Source organism: Catonella massiliensis (genome assembly GCF_016651435.1).
Classification (GTDB): domain Bacteria; phylum Bacillota; class Clostridia; order Lachnospirales; family Lachnospiraceae; genus Catonella; species Catonella massiliensis.
Genome location: NZ_JAEPRJ010000001.1, coordinates 956,906 through 981,519 on the forward strand (window position 1 = coordinate 956,906; position 24,614 = coordinate 981,519).

General features: G+C 40.3%; 36 protein-coding genes and 1 pseudogene. 36 read left to right on the plus strand and 1 reads right to left on the minus strand.

The window, feature by feature from the left end:
• Window positions 1–2: 2 nt before the first annotated feature.
• Both JJN12_RS04260 and JJN12_RS04265 read left to right on the plus strand, forming a co-directional pair.
• Complete coding sequence (locus JJN12_RS04260; protein WP_208428517.1) at window positions 3–1,622, plus strand: aryl-sulfate sulfotransferase; 1,620 nt, start codon at window positions 3–5, stop codon at window positions 1,620–1,622.
• The gene (locus JJN12_RS04265) at window positions 1,622–2,782 is read left to right on the plus strand and encodes a DEAD/DEAH box helicase (RefSeq protein ID WP_208428518.1); all 1,161 of its coding nucleotides are present in this window, start codon (window positions 1,622–1,624) and stop codon (window positions 2,780–2,782) included. Before JJN12_RS04260 ends, JJN12_RS04265 begins: the two co-directional genes overlap by 1 nt.
• Before the next feature lie 151 nt (window positions 2,783–2,933).
• Here the strand turns inward: JJN12_RS04265 and rpoD are convergent, their stop codons facing one another.
• Window positions 2,934–4,220, minus strand: coding sequence for an RNA polymerase sigma factor RpoD (gene rpoD, locus JJN12_RS04270; protein ID WP_236013841.1), 1,287 nt, complete (start codon window positions 4,218–4,220; stop codon window positions 2,934–2,936).
• 186 nt (window positions 4,221–4,406) lie between these two features.
• On the opposite strand from rpoD, the pseudogene JJN12_RS04275 reads away from it, so the two are divergent.
• The 34 genes and pseudogenes from JJN12_RS04275 to scfB form a co-directional block, all read left to right on the plus strand.
• Window positions 4,407–5,183 (plus strand): annotated as a pseudogene (locus tag JJN12_RS04275) (P-loop NTPase); the annotation flags it as partial.
• A gap of 60 nt (window positions 5,184–5,243) precedes the next feature.
• Window positions 5,244–5,540: a NifB/NifX family molybdenum-iron cluster-binding protein gene (locus JJN12_RS14760; protein ID WP_456298508.1), complete on the plus strand. Its 297-nt coding sequence runs from the start codon at window positions 5,244–5,246 to the stop codon at window positions 5,538–5,540.
• A 102-nt stretch (window positions 5,541–5,642) separates the two neighbouring features.
• Window positions 5,643–6,512 carry a class II fructose-1,6-bisphosphate aldolase gene (fba, locus tag JJN12_RS04280; protein ID WP_208428520.1) on the plus strand — a complete coding sequence of 290 codons (870 nt, stop codon included), beginning with the start codon at window positions 5,643–5,645 and terminating at the stop codon, window positions 6,510–6,512.
• A gap of 129 nt (window positions 6,513–6,641) precedes the next feature.
• Entirely contained in the window at window positions 6,642–7,505 is an 864-nt protein-coding gene (locus JJN12_RS04285) for a class I SAM-dependent methyltransferase (protein ID WP_208428521.1), read from the plus strand.
• Window positions 7,505–8,095: a signal peptidase I gene (gene lepB, locus JJN12_RS04290; RefSeq protein WP_208428522.1), complete on the plus strand. Its 591-nt coding sequence runs from the start codon at window positions 7,505–7,507 to the stop codon at window positions 8,093–8,095. The genes JJN12_RS04285 and lepB overlap by 1 nt, the downstream gene beginning before the upstream one ends.
• Before the next feature lie 2 nt (window positions 8,096–8,097).
• Window positions 8,098–8,916 (plus strand): SGNH/GDSL hydrolase family protein, encoded by an 819-nt coding sequence (locus JJN12_RS04295; RefSeq protein ID WP_208428523.1) that lies wholly within the window; start codon window positions 8,098–8,100, stop codon window positions 8,914–8,916.
• Between the two features lie 31 nt (window positions 8,917–8,947).
• The gene (locus tag JJN12_RS04300; protein ID WP_208428524.1) at window positions 8,948–9,769 is read left to right on the plus strand and encodes an SGNH/GDSL hydrolase family protein; all 822 of its coding nucleotides are present in this window, start codon (window positions 8,948–8,950) and stop codon (window positions 9,767–9,769) included.
• 336 nt (window positions 9,770–10,105) lie between these two features.
• Window positions 10,106–10,423, plus strand: coding sequence for a 30S ribosomal protein S10 (gene rpsJ / locus JJN12_RS04305; RefSeq protein WP_208428525.1), 318 nt, complete (start codon window positions 10,106–10,108; stop codon window positions 10,421–10,423).
• 113 nt (window positions 10,424–10,536) lie between these two features.
• The gene (gene rplC, locus JJN12_RS04310; protein WP_208428526.1) at window positions 10,537–11,172 is read left to right on the plus strand and encodes a 50S ribosomal protein L3; all 636 of its coding nucleotides are present in this window, start codon (window positions 10,537–10,539) and stop codon (window positions 11,170–11,172) included.
• Between the two features lie 29 nt (window positions 11,173–11,201).
• Window positions 11,202–11,822 (plus strand): 50S ribosomal protein L4, encoded by a 621-nt coding sequence (rplD, locus tag JJN12_RS04315; RefSeq protein ID WP_208428527.1) that lies wholly within the window; start codon window positions 11,202–11,204, stop codon window positions 11,820–11,822.
• Window positions 11,822–12,121, plus strand: a complete 300-nt coding sequence (gene rplW / locus JJN12_RS04320) for a 50S ribosomal protein L23 (protein WP_208428528.1) — start codon at window positions 11,822–11,824, stop codon at window positions 12,119–12,121. The genes rplD and rplW overlap by 1 nt, the downstream gene beginning before the upstream one ends.
• Window positions 12,122–12,194: 73 nt before the next feature.
• Window positions 12,195–13,037: a 50S ribosomal protein L2 gene (rplB, locus tag JJN12_RS04325; RefSeq protein WP_208428529.1), complete on the plus strand. Its 843-nt coding sequence runs from the start codon at window positions 12,195–12,197 to the stop codon at window positions 13,035–13,037.
• A gap of 22 nt (window positions 13,038–13,059) precedes the next feature.
• The gene (gene rpsS, locus JJN12_RS04330; protein ID WP_023353561.1) at window positions 13,060–13,332 is read left to right on the plus strand and encodes a 30S ribosomal protein S19; all 273 of its coding nucleotides are present in this window, start codon (window positions 13,060–13,062) and stop codon (window positions 13,330–13,332) included.
• A 36-nt stretch (window positions 13,333–13,368) separates the two neighbouring features.
• Window positions 13,369–13,755: a 50S ribosomal protein L22 gene (rplV, locus tag JJN12_RS04335; protein WP_023353560.1), complete on the plus strand. Its 387-nt coding sequence runs from the start codon at window positions 13,369–13,371 to the stop codon at window positions 13,753–13,755.
• A 23-nt stretch (window positions 13,756–13,778) separates the two neighbouring features.
• A complete protein-coding gene (rpsC, locus tag JJN12_RS04340; RefSeq protein ID WP_208428530.1) occupies window positions 13,779–14,441 on the plus strand; it encodes a 30S ribosomal protein S3 in 663 nt (220 codons plus the stop codon).
• Complete coding sequence (rplP, locus tag JJN12_RS04345) at window positions 14,441–14,869, plus strand: 50S ribosomal protein L16 (protein WP_208428531.1); 429 nt, start codon at window positions 14,441–14,443, stop codon at window positions 14,867–14,869. The genes rpsC and rplP overlap by 1 nt, the downstream gene beginning before the upstream one ends.
• Window positions 14,869–15,069 (plus strand): 50S ribosomal protein L29, encoded by a 201-nt coding sequence (rpmC, locus tag JJN12_RS04350; protein WP_023353557.1) that lies wholly within the window; start codon window positions 14,869–14,871, stop codon window positions 15,067–15,069. The genes rplP and rpmC overlap by 1 nt, the downstream gene beginning before the upstream one ends.
• Window positions 15,070–15,104: 35 nt before the next feature.
• Window positions 15,105–15,362, plus strand: a complete 258-nt coding sequence (gene rpsQ, locus JJN12_RS04355) for a 30S ribosomal protein S17 (RefSeq protein ID WP_023353556.1) — start codon at window positions 15,105–15,107, stop codon at window positions 15,360–15,362.
• 37 nt (window positions 15,363–15,399) lie between these two features.
• Window positions 15,400–15,768, plus strand: a complete 369-nt coding sequence (gene rplN / locus JJN12_RS04360) for a 50S ribosomal protein L14 (RefSeq protein WP_208428532.1) — start codon at window positions 15,400–15,402, stop codon at window positions 15,766–15,768.
• Window positions 15,769–15,780: 12 nt separating this feature from the next.
• A complete protein-coding gene (gene rplX, locus JJN12_RS04365) occupies window positions 15,781–16,086 on the plus strand; it encodes a 50S ribosomal protein L24 (protein WP_023353554.1) in 306 nt (101 codons plus the stop codon).
• 20 nt (window positions 16,087–16,106) lie between these two features.
• Window positions 16,107–16,646, plus strand: a complete 540-nt coding sequence (gene rplE / locus JJN12_RS04370; protein WP_208428533.1) for a 50S ribosomal protein L5 — start codon at window positions 16,107–16,109, stop codon at window positions 16,644–16,646.
• 13 nt (window positions 16,647–16,659) lie between these two features.
• Complete coding sequence (locus JJN12_RS04375; protein ID WP_023353552.1) at window positions 16,660–16,845, plus strand: type Z 30S ribosomal protein S14; 186 nt, start codon at window positions 16,660–16,662, stop codon at window positions 16,843–16,845.
• A gap of 22 nt (window positions 16,846–16,867) precedes the next feature.
• Entirely contained in the window at window positions 16,868–17,269 is a 402-nt protein-coding gene (rpsH, locus tag JJN12_RS04380; RefSeq protein WP_208428534.1) for a 30S ribosomal protein S8, read from the plus strand.
• A gap of 57 nt (window positions 17,270–17,326) precedes the next feature.
• Entirely contained in the window at window positions 17,327–17,869 is a 543-nt protein-coding gene (gene rplF / locus JJN12_RS04385) for a 50S ribosomal protein L6 (protein ID WP_208428535.1), read from the plus strand.
• Between the two features lie 18 nt (window positions 17,870–17,887).
• Window positions 17,888–18,256, plus strand: a complete 369-nt coding sequence (gene rplR, locus JJN12_RS04390; protein ID WP_208428536.1) for a 50S ribosomal protein L18 — start codon at window positions 17,888–17,890, stop codon at window positions 18,254–18,256.
• Between the two features lie 17 nt (window positions 18,257–18,273).
• Window positions 18,274–18,780: a 30S ribosomal protein S5 gene (gene rpsE, locus JJN12_RS04395; protein ID WP_208428537.1), complete on the plus strand. Its 507-nt coding sequence runs from the start codon at window positions 18,274–18,276 to the stop codon at window positions 18,778–18,780.
• 43 nt (window positions 18,781–18,823) lie between these two features.
• Window positions 18,824–19,006: a 50S ribosomal protein L30 gene (rpmD, locus tag JJN12_RS04400; RefSeq protein WP_208428538.1), complete on the plus strand. Its 183-nt coding sequence runs from the start codon at window positions 18,824–18,826 to the stop codon at window positions 19,004–19,006.
• An 18-nt stretch (window positions 19,007–19,024) separates the two neighbouring features.
• Window positions 19,025–19,465 (plus strand): 50S ribosomal protein L15, encoded by a 441-nt coding sequence (gene rplO, locus JJN12_RS04405; protein ID WP_208428539.1) that lies wholly within the window; start codon window positions 19,025–19,027, stop codon window positions 19,463–19,465.
• Window positions 19,465–20,799, plus strand: coding sequence for a preprotein translocase subunit SecY (secY, locus tag JJN12_RS04410; RefSeq protein WP_208428540.1), 1,335 nt, complete (start codon window positions 19,465–19,467; stop codon window positions 20,797–20,799). The genes rplO and secY overlap by 1 nt, the downstream gene beginning before the upstream one ends.
• Before the next feature lie 126 nt (window positions 20,800–20,925).
• A complete protein-coding gene (locus tag JJN12_RS04415) occupies window positions 20,926–21,567 on the plus strand; it encodes an adenylate kinase (protein ID WP_208428541.1) in 642 nt (213 codons plus the stop codon).
• A 22-nt stretch (window positions 21,568–21,589) separates the two neighbouring features.
• Complete coding sequence (map, locus tag JJN12_RS04420) at window positions 21,590–22,345, plus strand: type I methionyl aminopeptidase (RefSeq protein ID WP_208428542.1); 756 nt, start codon at window positions 21,590–21,592, stop codon at window positions 22,343–22,345.
• 145 nt (window positions 22,346–22,490) lie between these two features.
• The gene (gene infA / locus JJN12_RS04425) at window positions 22,491–22,709 is read left to right on the plus strand and encodes a translation initiation factor IF-1 (RefSeq protein ID WP_023353541.1); all 219 of its coding nucleotides are present in this window, start codon (window positions 22,491–22,493) and stop codon (window positions 22,707–22,709) included.
• Between the two features lie 248 nt (window positions 22,710–22,957).
• Entirely contained in the window at window positions 22,958–23,098 is a 141-nt protein-coding gene (gene scfA / locus JJN12_RS04430; RefSeq protein ID WP_023353408.1) for a six-cysteine ranthipeptide SCIFF, read from the plus strand.
• A gap of 85 nt (window positions 23,099–23,183) precedes the next feature.
• Entirely contained in the window at window positions 23,184–24,608 is a 1,425-nt protein-coding gene (gene scfB, locus JJN12_RS04435; protein ID WP_208428543.1) for a thioether cross-link-forming SCIFF peptide maturase, read from the plus strand.
• Window positions 24,609–24,614 lie beyond the last annotated feature (6 nt).

Sequence of the window (24,614 nt, forward strand, 5' to 3'; positions counted from 1 at the left end):
ATATGTTAAAGAAAGCTTTAAAAATTTCACTTATAATTTCACTGTTTTTTATTGCAGTGCTTGCGGCTGCAGCTTACTTGACAAAGACTAAGAAGGATGACATAAAAAAAGAGGAAACAACTGTACCAAACAGGGTGGAGTTTGTAAAGTCGGAGGTTGTATCTGCAAAAGACATGTACAAGAAGGTTGCAAAGAAGCTTAAGGTGAAGAAGCCTGATATATATTCTATGAAGTATCAAAAGGCTGCAAAGAGTATAATCGAGAATTATAAGAAAAAGGGGAACTATACTGTAGATTCGCCTCTTCTTATCGTAAATCCTTATGGAACCAATACCACAGGTCTTTATATTTATTTTAAGCTCAAGTTTAGAGTAAATACCATATATTCGGTTAATGTAAAGGAAATTGACGGTAAGGAAGATGCAAATACAAAGGACTTTCAGGGAGCATTATATACCAATACTACCGGCATGCCACTTGCTGAGCAGGAAGGCATAATCATAGGAATGGTACCGGGAGAGAGAAATTATGTATCGGTATACATTTATGATGAAAACAATAAAATGATAGCTAAAGCAGGGTACAGGTTAGATATTCCTGAGGCTGAAACCGTGACTATGAAGACTCTTGAAGCTTCTCTTGATAGAGAGGTTACCCAGCTTTCGGATGGGTTATTTGCTGTATTTGGACTCGATGATAACGGCAGGAAAGAAAAACATATATTATTCTACGATAACTACGGCATCTTGAGGGCTGAGCTTCCGCTTGTTAAAGGTGGAGGAGCCGCTGAGACCAATATAGCACAGATTGATGACAAGCTTTTTTACGCAGTTGATAGTAACAGGTTTGCTGTTATTGACAGATTTGGTAAGGTCGAGAAGTTTATCCCGCTTGAAGGCGGAGCTTATGCACTTGGAGATATGGACCTCAATACGGGTATAAGGAAGGCTGTAACTCTGTCAAGAAGAAACGGAAATGACGGGATTTTCTCAGTAGATATCTTAGAGGGCAAGTCTAAAGAAATAGTAAACTTTAACAAACTTTTTTCTGCTTACTATAAGAAAGGCGGTTCCAAGTTAAAGTTTACCTCAGTGCAGTTTATTAATGATAATGACTTGATTGTAAGTGAGAAGAACACTTCGTCCATTGTCAGGATTAACAATGTTTTCAGAAATCCCAAGATAAAGGGAGTTATTTCAGGCACCAATGACCTGAAATCAGCTTATGGTGATGCGTTCTACAGTAAGGATGGAGACTTTGTCAGCCAGAAAAAGCAAAGTACGGCCTATGTTGATAAGAGCGAAAAGCTTGGTAAGAAACAGTATCATCTGATAGTATTTGACAATAACTCTGGCGGTTTGAATTCCTTTAGCTACAAGTATCTGGTAGATGGTGAGAAGATGACGTATAGCCTTGAAAACAGTATCGAACTTCCTTATTCCGCTGAGAATGGAAGTGTTTCTCTTAATCAGGGTTATCTTATAGCGGCCTCTACTGGAAGCGGTAGCTTTGAGGAGTACAATCCGGATGGATATAAGCTTGCAAGCTATAGTTTTAAGAACAAGAAAAAGGCTTACAGGGTGTATAAGCATAGTATGAAAGGCAGTTGGTTTACCAAGTAATGGAATTTAATGAATTTATTAGTGATAAAAAGATACTCTCAGGCATAGGAAAGTTTAGATTTAAGAGACCAACACCTGTTCAGGAGGCGGTTTATGCCAAGGTGCTTGAGGGGGGCAGCTATTTTGTGCAGGCTCCTACAGGTTCGGGCAAGACCTTGGCTTATTTACTTCCTTTATTCGAGAAGTATAAAAATGTGGAAAGGGAGAACAAGGTTATTATAGCCGCTCCTACCACAGAGCTTGCTTTGCAGATACATAGACAGGCTGAGCTTGTCAGAGGATATACAGGTATAGGCCTTCATTCTGTCTGTCTCGGTGGAAATGCAAGCATAATAAGGCAGATTGAAAATCTCAAAAATAAGCCTCAGATTATTGTAGGTACACCGGGGCGGATAATAGAGCTAATCAGAAAAAGAAAAATTGCAGCACATTTAGTAAAATCTTTAGTGCTTGATGAGGGCGACAGACTTTTTGATAAGAACAATAAGGAGACTACGAATGCACTTATCAAATGCCTCGTAAGGGACAGGCAGCTTTTATTGTTCTCTGCTACCCAGACAAGGGCAGCTCTTGATGGGGCAAAGGCCTGGGCTCCTGATATAGAGGAGATTAGTGCTGACGGAGGAAGGGAAATCCCAGCCAATATCAAGCATTGGTATATTGTTTGTGAAAAAAGAAACAAGCTTGAAATTCTTCGTGGTACTACAGGGGCAATAAGGACCAGGAAGGCGATTATCTTTGTAAATGGTACTTATGATATAGAAGAGACCTACAAGAAGCTTGCCTACCACCACTATCAGGTGGATTTTATAGGAGGAGAGCGTAATAAGGAAGAAAGAAAGAAGGCTATGCAGGGCTTTTCGCACGGTAAGATAAAGTATCTCATAGCTACAGATCTTGCTGCGAGAGGTTTACAGTTTGATGATGTGGATACAGTTTTTCATGTAAATCTACCTGAGGACGCCGATACCTATCTTCACAGGGCAGGTAGGACAGGGCGTGCAGGCAGGGTAGGAAGGAACTTGATTATCATTACAGAGAGGGAACTTCCTATTATCAAAAAGTATGAAAAGGCACTTGGAATCAAGTTTTCCCAGAAGTTTTACTATAATGGTAAGTTGATGGATGTGAAGAAGGAAGACAGGAGAAACGACGGCTAAACTTTATATAACCAAAGCATCAATGCGGATTTTTTGCTAAATGATGAAATGGATAAAGAAAATATGCTGCCGGAAGTGATTGAAAAATTTGCTCTGGAATCATACAAAATGGGACATTTCCAAATCGGAGCTGTCCCTTTTTGTACGATATTTAATAAGAATCAAAGCCTCTAAGCATCCTTGCCCTGTTAGGGTGGCGGAGCTTTCTAAGAGCCTTTGCTTCTATCTGTCTGATACGCTCTCTGGTTACATTAAATTCTTTGCCTACCTCTTCAAGAGTTCTGGTTCTTCCATCAAGAAGGCCAAATCTAAGCACGAGTACCCTCTGCTCCCTTTCGGAAAGGGTAGTAAGAAGCTTTTTTATCTGATCCTGAAGCATAGTGTAGGTAGCAGCTTCTTCAGGGCCCATTATAGTATCATCTTTGATAAAATCGCCAAGATGGCTGTCGTCCTCTTCTCCGATAGGAGTATCAAGTGATATAGGATCAGCGGAAATCTTCATTATTTCACGCACCTTTTCTACAGGAAGATTCATCTGTGCTGCAATTTCCTCCTCGGTAGGTTCACGCCCTAGCTCCTGAAGCAGGCTCCTGGATACTCTGTATGCCTTGTTGATAACCTCTGACATATGCACAGGTATACGTATTGTTCTTGACTGGTCCGCTATAGAACGTGTAATTGCCTGCCTTATCCACCAGGTAGCATAAGTACTGAATTTATAGCCCTTGGTATAATCAAACTTATCTACTGCTTTGATGAGTCCAAGATTTCCTTCCTGTATTAGGTCGAGGAAGGAAAGACCACGTCCTACATACTTCTTTGCTATACTTACAACAAGCCTGAGATTGGACTCTGTAAGCCTGTCTGAAGCATCCTGATCACCTTGGGCTATTTTCTTTGCAAGTTCAACTTCCTCTTCCATACTTAGAAGAGGGTAGTTACCGATTTCCTTAAGATAAATCTTCACAGGATCATCTGACATTATTGATAGAGTAATGTCATCTCCTATATCAAGGTCTGCATCGTCATCAACTTCAGGAAGTGAATCATCAAAGAGATCGTCATCCATATCGTTGATGTTCATAATGGTAACGCCGTTGCTCTCGAGATAATCATAGATTTTCTCGTAGTGGCTGGCGTCAATGTTAAGACTCTTAAAATAATCATTTAACTTATCGGACTCGATTACATCTTTATTCTTTTTTGCAATTTGAAGAAGTCCTTCTAATTTTGTTAAAAAATCATCCTTTGCCACAGCGGTGGTATTCTCTGGTTTTGTGTTTTCAGCCGCCACAGCAGTTTTCTTGGTTGATTTTTTAGTAGTTTTCTTTGCGGCAGTTTCTTTTTTTGTTTCTTTCGTTTCTTTTTTTACTTCTTTCGTTTCTTTTTTTACTTCTTTACTTTCTTTATCTTTAGCATTGGAAGCCATTAGCACCATTCCTTTCAAATCTCACTCTTAATTTTTGAGCGTAAACATTTGTAATTATACCATAAATATAAACTAAAATCCAATACAAATTTAAAAAATGAAGCAGCGCATAAAATTTGAATATTTTAGCTGAAAGTGGTAAAATGTAAAAGATTAATGAAAAATGATGAGATTAATGGAGGTATATACACATCTATGAGTCGTGATAATGGACAAAGTCAGATTATTGACTTAAAAAATGAAGGCTCTGTAAAGAGGGTAATTGGTGTAGTCAGCGGAAAGGGTGGAGTAGGCAAGTCATTCGTCACCTCAAGGCTTGCGGCGATATTTCAAAAGAAAGGTTACAATTCAGCAGTTCTTGATGCGGATATAACCGGACCATCCATTCCAAGGTGCTTTGGCTTAAAAAATAAGGCAGAGGCAAATGAAAACGGAATACAGCCGGAGCTTACCAAGGGCGGAATTCAGGTAATGTCTGTAAACCTGCTTTTGGACGAAGAATCAGTTCCTGTTGTCTGGAGAGGACCTATAATAGCAGGCACAGTTAAGCAGTTCTGGTCAGAGGTAGACTGGAAAGATGTGGAGTACATGTTTGTAGACATGCCACCTGGTACAGGTGATGTGCCACTTACTGTATTTCAGTCACTGCCTGTTGACGGCATAATCATCGTTACCTCTCCTTCTGAACTGGTATCTATGATAGTTGAGAAAGCCGTAAATATGGCTAATGCTATGGAAATACCTGTACTTGGAATAGTTGAGAACTACAGCTATATCAAATGCCCGGACTGCGGTAAGCTTATCTATCCGTTTGGAGAAGGAAAGACAGATGATGTTGGTCTTAAATACGGCATTCCGGTGCTTTCAAGGCTTCCAATGGACAGCAGGATAGCGGATGCTATGGACAACGGTAAGGTTGAAGAACTTGAACTGGATGTGCTTGGTGAGACAGCAGATACAATTGAGTTTTTACTAAGGAATGTTGACCATAGCATAGATAGAGAGGAATACGGAGAGGACCACAAGGTAGCAATCGCTCTTGATGAGGATGAAAAGTTTGTAGGTAAGCTTGTTAATGCTCATAGGTTCGTCATTGCAGATACAAAGGGTAAGAAAATCCTTGAGAGGACTACGCTTGAGGCAGATTCACCTGAGGAAGCTGTAGCTGCACTTAAAAAAGCCGGCGTGGATATGGTTATATGCAGTGGAATTGATAAGCACCTAAGGGCTTCCCTTGCAGAAAATGCTATTGCATCAGTGCCTGTACTTAAGGGTGAAGTAGAGGATATACTTGCTAATTTCTTAAACGGACAATATAGTAAGGCTTAAAAAACTTTTTATTTTACATTTATAGTCTGTTGTGATAAAATGTGGGCAGTTAAAGTAAACAAAAATTTAATAGCATCATACTGATGCGGAATGGAGAATAATATGTATTTAGTATCAGCAAAGGATATGTTAGTTAAGGCAAAAGCAGGACGTTATGCTGTAGGCCAGTTCAATATCAATAACTTAGAGTGGACAAAGGCCATCCTTATGACTGCTGAAGAACTTAAAAGTCCTGTTATCCTTGGTGTATCTGAAGGCGCAGGAAAGTACATGGGTGGATACAATGCGGTTGTAGGTATGGTAAATGGTTTACTTAAGGATCTTAAGATATCCGTACCTGTAGCTCTTCATCTTGACCACGGCTCATTTGAAGGCTGCTACAAGTGTCTTGATGCAGGCTTTTCTTCAATTATGTTTGATGGTTCACATTATCCTATCGATGAGAATGTAGCAAAGACAACAGAGCTCGTTGCAGCTGCTCATAAGATGGGTGTTTCCATTGAGGCAGAAGTTGGATCTATCGGTGGAGAAGAAGATGGTGTAATTGGTATGGGTGAATGTGCTGATCCTGAAGAATGCAAGAGAGTTGCTGACCTTGGAGTAGACTTCCTTGCAGCTGGTATCGGTAACATCCACGGAGTATATCCTCCAAACTGGAAGGGTCTTTCATTTGAAACTCTTGATGCTATCCAGAAGAAGACAGGAATCCTTCCACTTGTGCTCCACGGTGGTACAGGCATTCCTGCGGACATGATTAAGAAGGCCATCGAGCTTGGTGTATCTAAGATTAATGTTAATACAGAGTGCCAGATATCATTTACAGCAGCAACAAGAGAGTACTTTGAAGCAAACAAGGATAAGGCAAGTAAGGGCTTTGACCCTCGTAAGGTACTTGCTCCGGGCTTTGAGGCTATCAAGGCTACAGTTAAAGAGAAGATGGAACTCTTTGGTTCAGTAGGAAAAGCTGAATAAGAGAAATTACTCTTTGAGTTAAGGTTTAATTTACTTTGCCACATCAGGGTGGAGGTTTTGGTATGGGTATTTTGTACTTAAACTTAACCGGGATGTGGCTGTTTTATTAGAAATAGGAGTTGTTATCTGATGTGGATTGCTAACAATTGGAAAGAATATGAAGTCCTGGATTGTTCGTCAGGAGAAAAGCTTGAGAACTGGGGTGGATATTCTCTTATTCGTCCTGATCCTCAGGTAATATGGGATACAGAAAAGACGCTTAAGGAGTGGAAAAGACCATCTGCCCACTACCATAGAAGCAACAGGGGCGGTGGTGAATGGGAGTTTTTCAACCTCCCTGAACAGTGGAATATTCATTACAGAGACTTGACCTTCAATCTGAAGCCCTTTAGCTTCAAGCACACAGGACTCTTTCCGGAACAGGCTGTAAACTGGGACTGGTTTTCCGATATTATAAATAAGAGCAGGAAAAAACTCAAGGTTCTAAACCTCTTTGCCTACACCGGAGGAGCGACAGTTGCAGCAGCAAAGGCTGGAGCCGAAGTAGTTCATGTAGATGCTGCTAAGGGGATGGTAGCCTGGGCAAAGGAAAATGCAAAGCTCTCAGGACTTGAAGAGGCTCCTATTCGCTACATAGTGGATGACTGTGTCAAATTTGTAGAAAGAGAAATAAGACGCGGCAATCATTACGATGGAATAATAATGGATCCTCCTTCCTACGGAAGAGGACCTAAGGGTGAAATATGGAAGATCGAAGAGGCTGTATATCCTTTTGTTAAGAAGTGTACGGAACTTTTACATAAGGAGAGCAAATTCTTCCTTATCAACAGTTACACGACCGGTCTTCAGCCTGCAGTGCTTAGCTATATGCTAAATACTGCAATCACAGACAAGTTTGGTGGCAGGGTAATGGCTGAAGAGATTGGGCTTCCGGTAAAGAAAAATGGCTTGGTGCTTCCTTGTGGGGCATCGGGAAGGTGGATAGGAGAATAATGGAAAACAATACAGAAGATATCAAAGAAAAAAAGAAATGGGATAAAAAGTCTGTTTTTAAAGAAATTAGAGACTATGTGTTTCTAATTGCGCTGGCTTTTGTATTAGCATTTTTGATGAATAAATTTGTATATGCAAATGCAGAAGTTCCAACAGGCTCTATGCTTCCTGTCGTTGAACCGGGTGACAGACTGATAGTAAACAGGCTGGCTTACCTTTTTGAAGACCCTAAAAGGGGAGATATAGTGATGTTTGCTTATCCTGACGATGAAAGTGAAAATTACCTAAAAAGAATCATAGGACTTCCGGGAGAGAAGGTTGAGATTAAGAAAGGACTTGTCTATATTAATGACAGTAAAAAGCCTTTGTCAGAGCCTTATCTTAACGATCCTCCAAATGGGGATTTTGGGCCTTATACAGTTCCAAAAGGATGTTACTTTATGCTTGGGGACAATAGGGATGAAAGTAAGGATGCAAGGTATTGGGATAATAAGTATGTAAAGAAAGAAAAAATTGTTGGAAAGGCTTGGCTTAAATACTACCCGCACTTTACTTTCTTGCATTCAGCAGAATATTCGGAAAGTAACTAAATATGAATGGAGCTATGAGAGGGGACTCTAAGTATAAGTTAATTTCTTTCCTATGCGGAATGCTGATTGCTGCCATATTATGCTTACAGTTCCCGGGCATAACAGCAGAGGCAAAAACTAAGACAAGGACAAGCGCAAATGCGAAACCAAAGACAACATTGATACTGGGTGACAGCATCGCATACGGAATGGCTCTTGGTAAAAACTACGGTACGGGAGTGGATAACCCTGATAAAGTATATTGGCTGGCCGAGGGTGGTGTAACCATCAACTTTATATATCCTGATTTTAAGATTCATTTAGGTAGAAAAATGCCAAGGAAGGTTGTTAACACATTTACTAATACAAGAAATTTTGACCTTATTAAGGAAGTAAAGAAAAAGAAGATAGAAGACATTGTTGTAGTGCTCGGTGCCAATTGGCCTGGTAGAGAGGCTGCAAAGAACACCGTGAACTGTCTTAAAAAGCTGGCAAAGAAAAGCGGTTGCAGAGTTTACTATGTAAACATTCTTCCATATGTACATAAAGGAAGATACAAGGATAAGTCACGGCTGATGGCAGAGCATAACAGCACTGCGAGAGAAGGCTTTAAGAATACAGACATCGTTTATATAGATGCATATGGTATTGCAAAGTCGGTGAAGAATTACAGAAATTGTACCTGGGATGGAATTCATTATTCCAAAAAGGTGCATAATCCGGTATTTAAGGCAATTCTTTCTGTCATAGAAAAGAATAAGGCTAAGGCCACCCTTCTTGCCAAAAAGAAAGGTAAGAAGAAAAGACAGATAGAAAGAGTAAGCAATGTATTAAAAGATTGACCAAAGTATGGGCTTAAGGAGGTATGTGTCTATGAATGAAAACAAGAGATACAAGCTTTTTAAGCTCATTTTGATTATTACGATATTAAATGTGTTTGGGATTTTCTTATATGAAAATGTTGTTGGAACAGGGCTCTTTAAGGGCAAGCCTGAATTCTACATTGAGACAATCAAGCCCGAGGGTAAGAGCGCTACATTGAATGAAACTAATGGGGATGAAATATCCTCTTATGTTAGCAGTGGTAAGCCTGGAAACCATGGAGATGCCGTACTTATTATAGGTGATAGTAATATTTATCTTATGAGCCGCAACAAAAGGGAATATGAAAAGAAGTATGACAGAAAAGTGTACTGGCTTGCAGAAAGCGGCGCAGGAGCGGGGCTGATTGGCGACGACTTGGTTGTAAAGCTTGGGTTAGTTAATCCTGACTATACAGAGAATTCCCTAACAACAGCAGATAAGACTGATGTCTTAAAAGAAATAAGAGAGAAATCGATAGGCAATATCGTGGTAATGCTTGGAGTAAACAGTCTTGGTGACGGTTATGCCAAGGATTTGAGCGGAAAGCTTAAGAAAATCTCCGAAACTACAGGAGCAAAAGTTAGCTATATATCTATCCTGCCATATATAGATAAGTCAAAATACCACATATCTTTGGCTGACATACTAAAGTTCAATTCACTTATGAAAGATGAACTTAAGGATACAAATATAAGATATATTGATGCTTATGCAATTGTAGAAAGTATCGATGGCTATAAAAATGAGACCAGTGACGGTCTACATTATAGTAAGAAAATATATGACAATTTATTTGATGAAATAATAAAATTAATTGTAGAAAATAACTAAAATTATGCTTTTATTAAATAAATGCTTGATAATACGCCATCTTTGGCGTATAATAACAATGTTGTGGCATGATAGCTAAGAAGCGGAGGTTGCCGAGAATACTGCAAAAAGTGGGTTTTGGGTTTTTCGTGGAGCGAATGTCAAGAGGCCGAAAGGTCTGTAAACCTGGCGACAAGTCACTGTACAGAAAACAACTAATATGTTCTACAGAGTAGGGCGTGGTGTGATTATCAGTATGTTTATGATTATGAAACACCCGGGTGTGTGTACAGTCACCGCTTGTCGTACTAAATACGTGATGATTCACGAAAGTGCGAAAAGGAGGCGACTTTTTTTATGGCAAGTCAAGTAATGAGAATTACATTAAAAGCGTATGATCATCAGCTCATCGACAGTTCAGCAGCAAAGATTGTTGATACTGTAAAGAAGGCTGGAGCAAAGGTTAGTGGTCCTGTACCTCTTCCAACAAAGAAAGAGATAGTTACAATACTTCGTGCGGTGCACAAGTATAAGGACTCCAGAGAACAGTTCGAGCAGAGAACTCACAAGAGACTCATCGATGTTTTCGAGCCTGACCAGAAATTAGTTGACGCGTTATCAAGACTTGATGTTCCTGCTGGTGTTGAGATCAAAATCAACATGAAGAATAAGTAGGAAACAAAATTAGCAAGATCCTTAGGGTTATGGATAGAGAGAAAACTCCTATTTAAGCCATCTAGGATGACCGGCAGAGTCCGGTCCGCTGTAGATTAACAGGAGGTAAAGAGATGAAGAAAGCAATACTTGCTACAAAAATCGGTATGACACAGATTTTTGCTGAAGATGGTTCATTAATTCCTGTAACTGTATTAAAGGCTGATCCTGCTGTAGTAACTCAGGTTAAGACAGTAGAAAATGATGGCTATAGCGCAGTTCAGGTAGGTTTTGGTGAGATTCGCGAGAAACTCGTTAATAAGCCAAAGAAAGGACACTTTGCTAAGGCAGGCGTTCCTGTAAAGAGATTTTTAAGAGAATTCAAACTTGAGGATGCTGAGAATTACAAGGCTGGAGACGAAATCAAAGCAGATGTATTTGCATCAGGCGATAAGGTTGATGTAACTGCTACATCTAAGGGTAAAGGTTTCCAGGGTGCTATTCACAGACACGGTCTTCACAGAGGACCTATGACTCACGGTTCTAAGTACCACAGACACGCTGGTTCTAATGGTGCTTGTTCTGACCCTAGTAAGGTATTCAAGGGCAAGAAGATGGCCGGACATATGGGACACGTTAGGGTTACAGTTCAGAATCTTGAGGTAGTAAGAGTTGACGTAGAGAAGAACATGATCCTTGTTAAGGGAGCTGTTCCTGGCTCTAAGAAGGCACTTGTAATGATTAAGAACACTACAAGAAAAAGTAAATAATATAACCTGACGGGAAGGAGGAAATATAAATGGCAAACATATCTGTATTAAATATGGAAGGCAAAGAAGTTGGAACATTAGAACTTAATGATGCAATCTTTGCAGTAGAAGTAAAAGAGCATCTGATGCATAGAGCAGTTGTTTTACAGCTTGCTAACAACCGTCAGGGTACACAGAGTGCTAAGACACGTGCGGCAGTTCGTGGAGGCGGAAGAAAGCCTTGGAGACAGAAGGGAACCGGTCACGCTAGACAGGGATCTATCAGAAGCCCACAGTGGAAGGGCGGCGGTGTTGTATTTGCACCACAGCCAAGAGATTATTCATTTAAGATGAATAGAAAAGAGAAGCAGGCAGCTATCTGCTCAGCACTCACAACAAAGTTAAATGAGAATAAGCTTATCGTGCTTGATGAGTTCAAGCTTGGTGAGATTAAGACAAAGGCTGCAAAGAAGGTTTTAGAGGATATTAAGGCTAACAAGGCTCTTATTATTCTTGGTGAGAAGGAAGAGAACGTAATTCTTTCTGCTAGAAACCTTGAGTCAGTTGCAACAACTTTGACCAATAGCATCAGTGTATATGATATCTTAAATCATGACAGCCTTGTTATTACAAAGGATGCTGTTTCAAAGATTGAGGAGGTATACGCATAATGGCAGATATTAAATATTATGACGTTATTTTGAAGCCTATCATCACTGAAAAGAGTATGAACGGCATGGCAGAGAAGAAATATGCTTTCTCTGTAAATCCTGAAGCTACCAAGACTCAGATTAAGGAAGCTGTAGAGAAGATGTTCGCCGGAACAAAGGTTGTTAAGGTAAACACAGTAAATGCAGACGGAAAAGTAAAGAGACGTGGAGTAACTTACGGAAGAACTGCTAAGACAAAGAAGGCTTATGTAAAGCTTTCAGAGGATAGCAAGGATATCGAGATCTTCCAGGGATTATAATTAACAAATAGTATGGCACGCAGCCGATAACAGCGACTTAGGGCGAAAGCCTTAAGATGAAAGGAGTTTTATAATGGGAATTAAGAAATTCGGCCCATATACACCTTCCAGACGTAATATGACCGGTTTAGACTATGCAGAGATTACAAAGTCAACTCCGGAGAAGTCTTTGTGTGTATCACTTAAGAAGAATTCAGGCCGTAACAATCAGGGTAAGATTACAGTAAGACATAGAGGAGGCGGTTCACGCAGACTTTATAGAATTATTGATTTTAAGAGAAGAAAAGATGGAATCCCTGCAAAGGTTGTTGCTATTGAGTACGATCCAAACCGTACAGCAAACATAGCACTCTTACATTATGCAGACGGTGAGAAGGCTTATATCCTTGCTCCTGTAGGCTTAACAGTAGGAACAACACTTATGAACGGTACTGAGGCTGAAGTAAGAGTAGGAAATTGTCTTCCACTTTCATCTATTCCAGTTGGTTCAAATATTCACAATATAGAGTTATATCCTGGCAAGGGTGGACAGTTAGTTCGTGCAGCAGGTAATGCAGCTCAGCTTATGGCTAAGGAAGGCAAGTATGCTACACTTAGAATGCCATCCGGAGAAATGAGAATGGTACCTGTAGAGTGCCGTGCTACTATCGGTCAGGTTGGAAATATTGAGCATGAACTTGTAAATGTTGGTAAAGCAGGACGTACACGTAATAAAGGTTTCAGACCTACAGTTCGTGGTTCTGTCATGAACCCTAACGACCATCCACACGGTGGTGGTGAAGGTAAAACAGGAATTGGTCGTCCAGGCCCTGTAACACCTTGGGGTAAACCTGCTCTTGGTCTTAAGACAAGAAAGAGCAATAAGAGGTCCAATAAGTTAATCGTAAGAAGACGCGATGGTAAGGGACTTAAATAATAGATTATAAGGAGGTTTAATCATGGCAAGATCACTTAAAAAGGGACCATTTGCTGATGGACATTTATTAAAGAAGATAGATGCTCTTAACGCTGCCGGTGATAAGAGCGTAGTTAAGACTTGGTCACGTCGTTCAACAATTTTCCCTTCATTCGTTGGACACACAATAGCTGTTCACGACGGAAGAAAGCATGTGCCTGTATATGTTACAGAAGATATGGTAGGACACAAGCTTGGAGAATTCGTACCAACAAGGTCTTACAGAGGACATGGTAAAGACGAAAAGAGAATGTAATAAAATATTTCCATAAAACTGAAAGGAGGTACATCCATGGCAAAAGGACATAGATCCCAGATCAAAAGAGAAAGAAATGAGAACAACAGAGAAATGAGACCACACGCAAAGTTATCTTATGCCAGAGTTTCAACTCAGAAGGCTTGTTTCGTTCTTGATGCGATCAGAGGCAAGGATGTAAATACAGCACTCGGTATATTAGCATACAACCCAAGATATGCTTCAACAGTAATAGAAAAGTTACTTAAATCTGCAATTGCAAATGCAGAGGTTAAAGGTCTTAACCGCGACAACCTTTTCGTTGAGGAGTGTTTCGCAGGAGATGGCCCTATCATGAAGAGAGTACAGCCAAGGGCAAGAGGAAGCGCATACCGCATCTTCAAGAGAATGAGTCATATAACTGTAATTCTTAACGAGAAGTAATAAGAAAGGAGAGTTAAGACCAAATGGGACAGAAAGTTAATCCTCACGGTATAAGAGTTGGTGTAATCAAAGACTGGTCATCAAAATGGTATGCCGGTAAAGATTTCGCAGACTTCCTTGTAGAAGATTATAAGATTAGAGAATTTCTTAAGAAGAAACTCTATGATGCAGGAGTAGGCAGTATTGATATAGAAAGAACATCTGACAGAGTTATCATTATCGTTAGCACATCACAGCCGGGTATCGTAATCGGTAAGGGTGGTGCAGATGTTGACAGATTAAAGGTAGAAGTTCAGAAGTTAAGCAAACAGAAAGTAGACCTTAAGGTTAAAGAAATTAAGAAGGCTGACTTAAATGCACAGTTAGTTGCAGAGAAGATAGCTAAGGATCTTGAAGCCCGTATTTCCTTCAGACGTGCTATGAAGTCTGCTATGGGAAGAACAATGAAGAATGGTGCTAAGGGTATAAAGACAAGCGTATCCGGTCGTCTTGGCGGTGCTGATATGGCTCGTACAGAGTTCTATAGCGAGGGAACTATTCCTCTTCAGACACTTCGTGCAGACATCGAGTATGGTTTTGCAGAGGCTGACACAACCTATGGTAAGGTTGGTGTTAAGTGCTGGATCTACCTTGGAGAAGTTCTTCCTACTAAGGGAAACAACAAAAAGGAAGGGAGCGATAAATAATGTTAATGCCTAAAAGAGTAAAGCATCGTAAGCAGTTCCGTGGCTCTATGAAGGGCGCTGCTCACAGAGGCAATACTATATCAAATGGAGAGTTCGGTATCGTTGCACTTGAGCCATCTTGGGTTAAGTCAAATCAGATAGAAGCAGCCAGAATTGCTATGACTCGTTACATTAAGCGTGGTGGTAAGGTTTGGATTAAGATATTCCCTGATAAGCCGGTTACTATTCAGCCTGCTGAAACTCGAATGGGTTCAGGTAAAGGTTCCCTTGACTACTGGGTAGCAGTTGTTAAGCCTGGCAGAGTAATGTTTGAAATTGGTGGAGTTGATGAGGTTATAGCAAGAGAGGCACTTCGTCTCGCTATGCACAAGCTTCCACTTAAGTGTAAAGTAGTATCTAAAGCAGATTTAGAAGGAGGTGCTGAATAATGAAAAGTACAAAGTATGTTCAGGACCTTAATGGTAAGACACAGGTTGAGCTTAATGAAGAATTGGTTGCTGCAAAGAAGGAGCTTTTCAACTTAAGATTCCAGAATGCAACCAACCAGCTTGATAATACAAGCCGTATTAGAGAAGTTAGAAAGAATATCGCAAGAATTCAGACTGTTTTAACAAGACAGGCTAACTAACTTAGGTAATTAATCCGAAGAAAGGAGACATACTCGTGGAAGAGAGAAATCTTAGAAAAGTGCGTACCGGCAAGGTAGTTAGCGATAAGATGGACAAGACTATCGTTGTTGCAGTTATAGATAATGTGAAGCACCCACTGTATGGTAAGATCGTTAAGAGAACTCGTAAGCTTTACGCTGAGGATGCTAACAACGAGTGCCATGTAGGTGACAGAGTTAAAGTTATGGAGACCAGACCTCTGTCAAAGACAAAGAGATGGAGACTTGTTGAAATAGTTGAAAGAGCAAAATAATTATCCCATCTTTTAATATTTGAAAGGAGTGCTAGTAATGGTACAGCAGGAAACCAGATTGGCAGTTGCTGATAATACCGGTGCAAAAGAGCTTCTTTGCATTCGTGTTATGGGTGGCTCGACCAGAAGATATGCAGCTATAGGCGATATAATCGTTGCCAGCGTTAAAGATGCAACACCAGGCGGAGTTGTTAAAAAGGGTGACGTTGTAAAGGCTGTTGTAGTTCGTACTAAGAAGGGCTGCCGTAGAAAAGACGGTTCTTACATAAAGTTCGATGAGAATGCAGCAGTTATAATAAAGGATGACAAGACACCAACCGGAACTCGTATATTTGGACCAGTAGCAAGAGAGCTTCGTGAGAAACACTTCATGAAGATCGTATCACTTGCTCCGGAAGTTTTATAAGGAGGTGTAAGAGTGGCTACCAGTAAGATTAAAAAGGGTGATACCGTTAAGGTAATCACAGGAAAATACAAGGGCACCGAAGGAAAAGTTATCTCCGTTAAGGAAGGTAAGGTAATCGTTGAAGGTGTTAACATGGTAACAAAGCATAAGAAAGCATCACAGAGCAATCCTAACGGCGGTCTCGTACACGAGGAAGCTGCTATAGATATCTCTAATGTTATGTATGTTGCAAAGGGCAAGGTAACAAGAGTTGGATTTACTATGCAGGGTGATAAGAAAGTCCGCGTAGCTAAAGCAACAGGCGATATCATTGACTAAAACGGAAGGAGGTATTTATAGTGAACAGGTTAAGAGAAACCTACGATAAGGAAATTGCACCTGCTTTACAGAAAAAGTTCGGTTATAAGAATGTAATGCAGATTCCAAAGCTTGATAAGGTAGTTATCAATATGGGTGTTGGTGAGGCTAAAGAGAACGCTAAGGTTCTTGAGACAGCTGCTAATGACCTTGGAATAATTACAGGACAGAAAGCTGTATATACAAAGGCTAAGAAGTCTGTCGCAAACTTCAAACTCCGTGAGGGAATGCCAATCGGATGTAAAGTTACTCTTAGAGGTGACAGAATGTATGAGTTCGTTGACCGTCTCATCAATCTTGCACTTCCACGAGTACGTGACTTCAGAGGTGTTAATCCTAATGCTTTTGATGGTAGAGGTGATTATGCACTTGGTCTTAAGGAACAGCTTATTTTCCCTGAGATTGAGTATGATAAAGTAGACAAGGTAAGAGGTATGGACGTAATTTTCGTTACTACCGCTGAAACAGACGAAGAGGCAAGAGAGCTCCTTAGAGCATTCGGAATGCCTTTTGCAAAGTAATTAAGGAGGAAACATGGCTAAGTTATCAATGAAACTTAAGCAGGAAAGACCTGCAAAGTTCTCTACCAGGGAATATACACGTTGCAAAATCTGTGGCCGTCCTCATGCTTATTTAAGAAAATACGGAATCTGCAGAATCTGCTTCCGTGAATTAGCTTATAAAGGACAGATCCCAGGCGTGAAGAAAGCCAGCTGGTAATATTAGGAAGGAGGTTAGATAAATGACAACAAGTGATCCAATTGCTGATATGCTTACAAGAATCCGTAATGCAAATACGGCTAAACACGATGAGGTTGATGTACCTGCTTCCAATATGAAGGTATCAATCGCAGAGATCCTCTTAAGAGAGGGTTATATAAAGAGTTTCGCTATCAATGAGGTTAATGGTTTCAAGAATATCCACATCGAGCTTAAGTACGGTAAGGATAAGAATGAAAAGGTTATTAACGGATTAAAGAGAATCTCAAAGCCTGGTTATAGAGTATATGCTAACTGTGCAGACCTTCCAAAGGTTCTTGGTGGTCTCGGAGTTGCTATCGTATCTACTAACAAGGGTGTTATCACTGACAAAGAGGCTAGAAGCTTCGGAGTTGGTGGAGAAGTTCTTGCATTTGTTTGGTAATTAGTATCTGATAACAAGCAGAATAATCTGCAAAAAAATAAAAATGGAGGTGCGGGCATGTCACGTATAGGAAGAATGCCTATCGCAGTACCGGCAGGAGTTACTGTTGATATTGCAGAAAATAATAAAGTGACTGTAAAAGGTCCTAAGGGAACACTTGAGAGAGTGCTTCCTAAAGAAATGATAATCAAGCTTGAAAATGGTGAGATTGTTGTTACAAGACCTAATGAATTGAAGAAGATGAAATCTCTTCATGGACTTACAAGAACACTTATTAATAACATGGTTGTTGGTGTAACTGAGGGTTATGCCAAGACACTTGAAGTAAACGGTGTAGGTTACAGAGTTTCTAAAGCAGGAAAAGAGCTTACCCTTAACTTAGGATATTCTCATCCGGTAGTTATGACCGATCCTGAGGGAGTTGAGTCAACAGTTGAAGGTACTAACAAGATTATTGTTAAAGGTATTGACAAGGAGAAAGTTGGACAGTACGCAGCTGAGATTAGAGAAAAGAGAATGCCAGAGCCATATAAGGGCAAGGGTATTAAGTATGATTATGAAGTTATCAGACGCAAGGTTGGTAAGACCGGTAAAAAATAATTAAAGGAGTGAAAAAGAATGGTTCGTAAAGCATCAAGAAGCGCTATTCGCGAAAAGAAACATAGAAGAATGCGTGCACACCTTTCAGGTACAGCTGCAAGACCTCGTCTCGCTGTATTTAGAAGTAATAGCCATATGTACGCACAGATCATTGACGACCAGGCTGGAGCTACTTTAGTTGCTGCATCCACACTTGAAAAGGATGTTAAGTCCGGTCTTGAGCATACCAATGATGTAGCTGCTGCTTCTGCAGTAGGTACTGCTATAGCTAAAAAGGCACTTGAAAAGGGAATTAAGGAAGTCGTTTTCGATAGAGGTGGTTTCATTTATCAGGGTAAAGTACAGGCACTCGCTGACGCTGCTAGAGAAGCAGGTCTTCAATTCTAAGAGAAGGAGGAATAAACATGAATCGTTCAGTAGATAATAATACTGAGAACAATGAGCTTTTTGACAAAGTAGTTGCCATCAAGCGCGTTGTCAAGGTTGTAAAGGGCGGACGCAACATGAGATTCTCAGCTCTCGTAGTTGTAGGAGACAAGAACGGCAGAGTTGGTGCAGGTCTTGGAAAGGCTGCTGAAATCCCTGAAGCTATCCGTAAGGGTAAAGAAGACGCTATTAAGAATATGGTTTCACTTCCAATTGATGAAAACGGAAGTGTACCTCATGATTATGTTGGTAAGTTTGGAAGTGCAGAGGTTCTTCTTAAGAAAGCCCCTGATGGTACCGGAGTAATTGCCGGTGGTCCTGCTCGTAACGTACTTGAGCTTGCAGGTTACAGGAATATCAGAACTAAGTCTCTTGGTTCAAACAATAAGCAGAACGTTGTACTTGCAACAATCAACGGTTTATCAAAGCTTAAGACTCCTGAAGAATTTGCTAGACTTCGTGGCATTTCCGTATCTGATCTGTAAATGCTAAGATATAATAGTAAATAAAACATAGGAGGATAATAAAATGGCTGATAAATTAAAAGTAACATTGGTTAAGTCTGTTATCGGACGTATACCAAAGCACAGGAAGACAGTTGAAGCTCTTGGTCTTAAGAAAACAGGCCGTAGCAACACCCTTCCTAACAATGAGGCAACAAGAGGAATGATTAAGCAGGTTGAGTATCTGCTTAAGGTAGAAGAAATCTAAAGAAGGGGAGGTGTGAACATGAATTTAACAGACTTACAGCCAATAGCGGGCTCTCGTCAGAGTAATAATTTCAGAAGAGGCCGTGGTCATGCTTCTGGAAATGGTAAGACTGCCGGTAAGGGACATAAGGGACAGAAGGCTCGTTCAGGAGCTCCAAGACCGGGATTCGAGGGTGGTCAGATGCCACTTTACAGGAGAATTCCTAAGAGAGGTTTCCACAACAGAAATTCTAAGGAAATTGTAGCTATCAATGTATCTGAGCTTAACCTCTTCGAAGATGGAACTGAAGTAACAATTCAGGCTCTCCTTGATGCAGGTGTAATCAAAAAGGTATGCGACGGCGTAAAGATTCTTGGAAACGGAGAACTTACAAAGAAGCTTACAGTTAAAGTAAACGCTTACAGTGCTTCGGCAGAAGAAAAGATTAAAAATCTTGGCGGGATTGCTGAGGTGATCTAATGATAAAAGCGATTCGTAATGCTCTTAAGGTAAAAGATATAAGAGAGAGAATTTTATTCACTCTCTTGTGTCTTGCAGTAGTCAGACTTGGATCACAGCTTCCTATTCCGGGAATTGACCGTAGCAGGATATCTGAGTTCTTGAACCAGATTACACAGCTTTCATTTCTGAATGCCATTACCGGTGGGTCATTTGAACAGTTATCAATATTTGCACTTAGTATTACACCATATATCACGTCTTCCATCATTATGCAGCTCCTCACAATAGCCATTCCTAGGCTTGAGGAGATACAGAAAGAGGGAGAAGAAGGCAGAAAGAAGATTGGTGCTGCTACACGTTATGTAACAGTTGCACTTGCTCTTATTGAGAGTATAGCTATGGCAATCGGATTTGGCCGTTCAGGATATTTGGAGAATTACTCTGTGCTTTCAGTTGTAGTAATTACTCTTACTCTTACGGCAGGATCTGCCTTCCTTATGTGGATAGGTGAAAAGATTACTGACAAGGGAGTTGGTAATGGTATATCAATCATCCTTCTTGTAAACATAGTTTCAAGAATGCCTTCAGATATCATAAATCTTTTTAAGACTTATGTTGTAGGCGGAACTACTGTTATCAATAAGGTTATAGCAGCAATACTCATCGTAGCAATAATTGTTGCGCTTACTGTTTATATAATTGTATTAAATGATGCAATTAGAAAGATTCCTGTGCAGTACGCACAGAAGCTTCAGGGAAGAAGACTTGTAGGTGGTTCAGGATCAAATATACCACTTAAGGTAAATACCGGCGGTGTTATGCCAATCATCTTTGCAAGTTCAATTCTCCAGACACCTATTATTATCTGCAGATTCCTTGGAATACAGCCAAAGAGTGGAGCAGGTGCAACCTTAGGTGAGAAGATTTTAAAGGTATTGAACCAGCAGGCTTGGTGTAACTTCAGTAGCTGGGGAGAGGCAAAATACACATTGGGACTTATACTCTATGTGGTTATGATTATATTCTTTGCTTACTTCTATACCTCAATAACCTTCAATCCGCTTGAGATTGCAAACAACATGAAGAAGTCGGGTGGATTTATACCGGGTATCAGACCTGGCCGTCCTACTAGTGATTTCCTCACAAAGGTACTTAACAGCATCATATTTATCGGAGCTTGCGGCCTTACAGTTGCAGCACTTATTCCGATTATATGTTCAGGAGTATTTGGGGCAGATGTATCGTTTGGTGGTACATCCCTCATCATCGTTGTAGGTGTTATACTTGAAACAATGAAGCAGATTGAGTCAATGATGCTTGAGAGACATTACAAAGGTTTTTTAAATGATTAAGAGTTACATTTAATATCGAGCTGTAGCAGGTTATGACAGATGAATGTTATAGTCCGGCTACAGCTTTTATTTTAATAGGTAATTCCTCTGGAATTCCCTATTAAATAATAACTTGAGGAGGTCTATATGAAAATTGTTATGCTCGGTGCTCCTGGGGCGGGCAAAGGTACACAGGCAATTAAAATTGCTGAAAAATACGGTCTTCCACATATCTCAACCGGCGATATCTTTAGATATAATATTAAAAACAATACGGAGCTTGGTCTAAAGGCTAAGGAATACATCGATAAGGGGCAGCTTGTTCCGGATGAACTTACGGTAAGCATTCTCTTAGATAGAGTATCAAAAGATGACTGTGCTAGGGGCTATATCCTTGATGGTTATCCAAGAACCATTCCACAGGCTGAAGTACTTGAAGAGGCTCTTAAGAAATTAGGCGAGAAAATTGACTATGCTGTAAATGTGGTTGTACCTGATGAGAAGATAATTGAGAGAATGTCTGGAAGAAGGACCTGTCCGAACTGTGGTGAAACTTATCATCTTGTGTACAATAACACAAAGAAAAATGGTGTTTGCGATAAATGTAGCGGGGATCTTATTCAGCGCCCTGATGATATGCCTGAGACAGTAAAGAAGCGTCTTGAGGTATATCACGCTCAGACAAAACCGCTCGAAGAGTTCTATCAGAGAAGAAATGTATACAAAGAAGTAGACGGCACAAAGGATATGAAGGAAGTATTTGAGGACATTTGTAAGATATTAGGCTGATTAAGAGGCTGAGGGAGAGACTATGGAAGTGGGAATAAAGGATGAAAACGCTATTTCTTTGATGAGAGAGGCCGGCAAACGGCTGGCTTTTGTGCTTTCAGAGCTTGAAGCCTATGTTAAGCCGGGACTTTCAACTTATGAGATAGATAAAAAAGGAGAAGAACTGATTCGTAAATGTGATGGAATCCCTTCTTTTCTTGGTTATAATGGTTTTCCAGCTTCCATTTGTGTATCCGTCAACGATCAGGTTGTACACGGAATTCCTGCTAAAGAGCATTACATTGATGAAGGTGATATAGTAAGTCTTGATGCAGGCCTCATCTATAAGGGGTGGCATGCAGACGCAGCAAGGACCGTACCCGTAGGAACGGTTATTCCTGAGCTTAAGGACCTTATTGAAGTTACTAAACAGAGCTTTTTTGAGGGAATCAAGCAGGCGGTACCCGGTAATCACATAAATGATATATCTATCGCTATCCAGTCTTATGTTGAAAGCCATGGCTACTCAGTTGTAAGAGACCTTGCAGGACATGGAATTGGGCAGAATCTTCACGAAGCACCTGATATATTTAATTTTAGGCAGAAAAAGCAGGGAATTAAAATTGAAAAGAACATGACCTTTGCCATCGAGCCCATGGTAAATATGGGAGGATACGAGGTAGAATGGGGAGAGGATGACTGGACAGTTTATACTGCGGATTACTCGTTTTCAGCTCATTATGAGAATACAATTTTAATAACTGACGGTGAACCGGAGATATTAACCTTGCCAAGGTAAGCTATGGATTTTCATAACAAGCCTGCTCATATAGAGTATACAAATGTACTTAACAATGTAGATAAAAGATAACAAAGAAATGAGAATATTGCTCTTGCAATAAGGCTCTACAAGAAAATGGTGGCAGACACCGGAAAGGAGACAAATGTCTAAAGCAGATGTACTTGAGATAGAGGGAACAGTTATAGAGAAGCTCCCAAATGCAATGTTTCAGGTTGAACTTGAAAATGGACATAAGGTACTTGCACACATCAGCGGTAAGCTCAGAATGAACTTCATTCGTATCTTACCGGGTGACAAGGTAACTCTTGAAATGTCCCCTTATGACTTGACTAAGGGAAGAATTATCTGGAGAGATAAATAAATTGCAGGTATAAGGCAGAGGCTTGGCTTCTGTCTTTTTTTTGTGAAAGATTAGCTTGCACAAAAAACAAAATTATACCACCATGTACTGTTCTTTCAGTTATATATTATTTGTAAAAAAATCAGGGATGAAATTTACTTGTAGTTTCCTCTAAAAATCAATTTTACAGTCTTTAAAAGTTCATAACAATGTGGTATAATAACATAGCATTGTGCAAAGAGAAATAATTAAAGTAAGGAGAGCAGGATATGAAACATATTAAAAGCTTAACTACAAGGAATCTTAAGGAATCTATGAAGAAGGGTGGCTGCGGAGAGTGCAAGACTTCTTGCCAGTCAGCTTGCAAGACTTCATGTACTGTTGGTAACCAGAGCTGTGAGGCTAGGTAATACCAATTCCTGCATTTACTAAAAAGTCAAAGTTTAAGCAGCGGCTTTAGTCGCTGCTTATCTTTCGTAGAAAGGAACCAAACACTTGATTCACCAGTTTCAAAGTAACGGATATAACATAGTTCTAGATGTAAACAGTGGCTCAGTACACGTAGTAGATGAGGCTGCTTATGATTGTATAGCCTTATACAATGAAAAAGTAATAGAAGGAAGAGAGAGTGAGGATGATGCTCTTTCTGAGATAAAGGGCATCATACTTGAGAGATATAAGGAAGTACCTGTAACAGAAGAAGACTTTAATGAGATTATATCAGAGATTAAAGAATTACAGGAGGATGGACAGCTTTTTACAGAGGATATATACGAGAAGTACGTTAAGGATTTCAAACATAGAAATACAGTGGTAAAGGCACTCTGCCTAAACATAGCCCATGACTGTAACCTTGCCTGTCGTTACTGCTTCGCGGGAGAAGGAGAATATCAGGGTGACAGAGGAATGATGAGCTATGAGGTAGGAAAGGCAGCCTTTGACTTCCTCATCAAGAACTCAGGACACAGAAAGAATCTCGAAGTAGACTTCTTCGGCGGTGAGCCTCTTATGAACTGGGATACAGTCAAGAAGCTCGTTGCCTATGGACGAGAGCTTGAGAAGATTCACGATAAGAACTTCCGTTTCACACTTACTACCAACGGAGTCCTCTTAAATGATGAGATTATCGATTTCTGCAACAAAGAGATGACCAATGTTGTCCTCAGTATAGACGGCCGTAAGTGTGTACACGACTATATGAGGCCTACCAGAGGAGGAAACAGAAGCAGCTACGATATTATTCTTCCTAAGCTTAAGTCCTTTGCGGCAAAGCGCGGTAATAAAGAATACTACGTAAGAGGTACTTATACAGCCAAGAACCTTGATTTTGCGGCTGACGTACTTCATCTTGCAGATGAAGGCTTTAAGGAAATATCGCTTGAGCCAGTGGTTTCACTGCCTACTGAGCCTTATGCGATAAAAGAAGAGGATATTCCTTATCTTAAAGAACAGTATGATATGCTTGCAAAAGAATACATCAAGAGAAGAAGAGAAGGAAACTGCTTTACCTTCTTCCACTTTATGATAGACCTTGCCGGAGGACCTTGTGTAGCTAAGCGTCTTTCAGGCTGTGGCTCAGGTACAGAGTACGTTGCTATCACACCTTGGGGCGACATCTATCCTTGCCATCAGTTTGTAGGTGAGGAAGGCTTCGTTATAGGCAATGTATATGACGGCATCACAGCGACTGAGCTTCAGGAAGGCTTTAAGCACCAGAACGTATATGAAAAGCCTAAGTGTAGAGACTGCTTTGCAAGATACTACTGTAGTGGAGGCTGTGCGGCTAACTCATATAAGTTTAGCGGCAACATTGATGATGTGTATGAGATAGGCTGTGAGCTCCAGAGAAAGCGTATCGAATGTGCCATCATGATTAAGGTGGCTGAGGAGACAGACAAAGAGGAAGTCTGTCAGAATTAGTGAAAT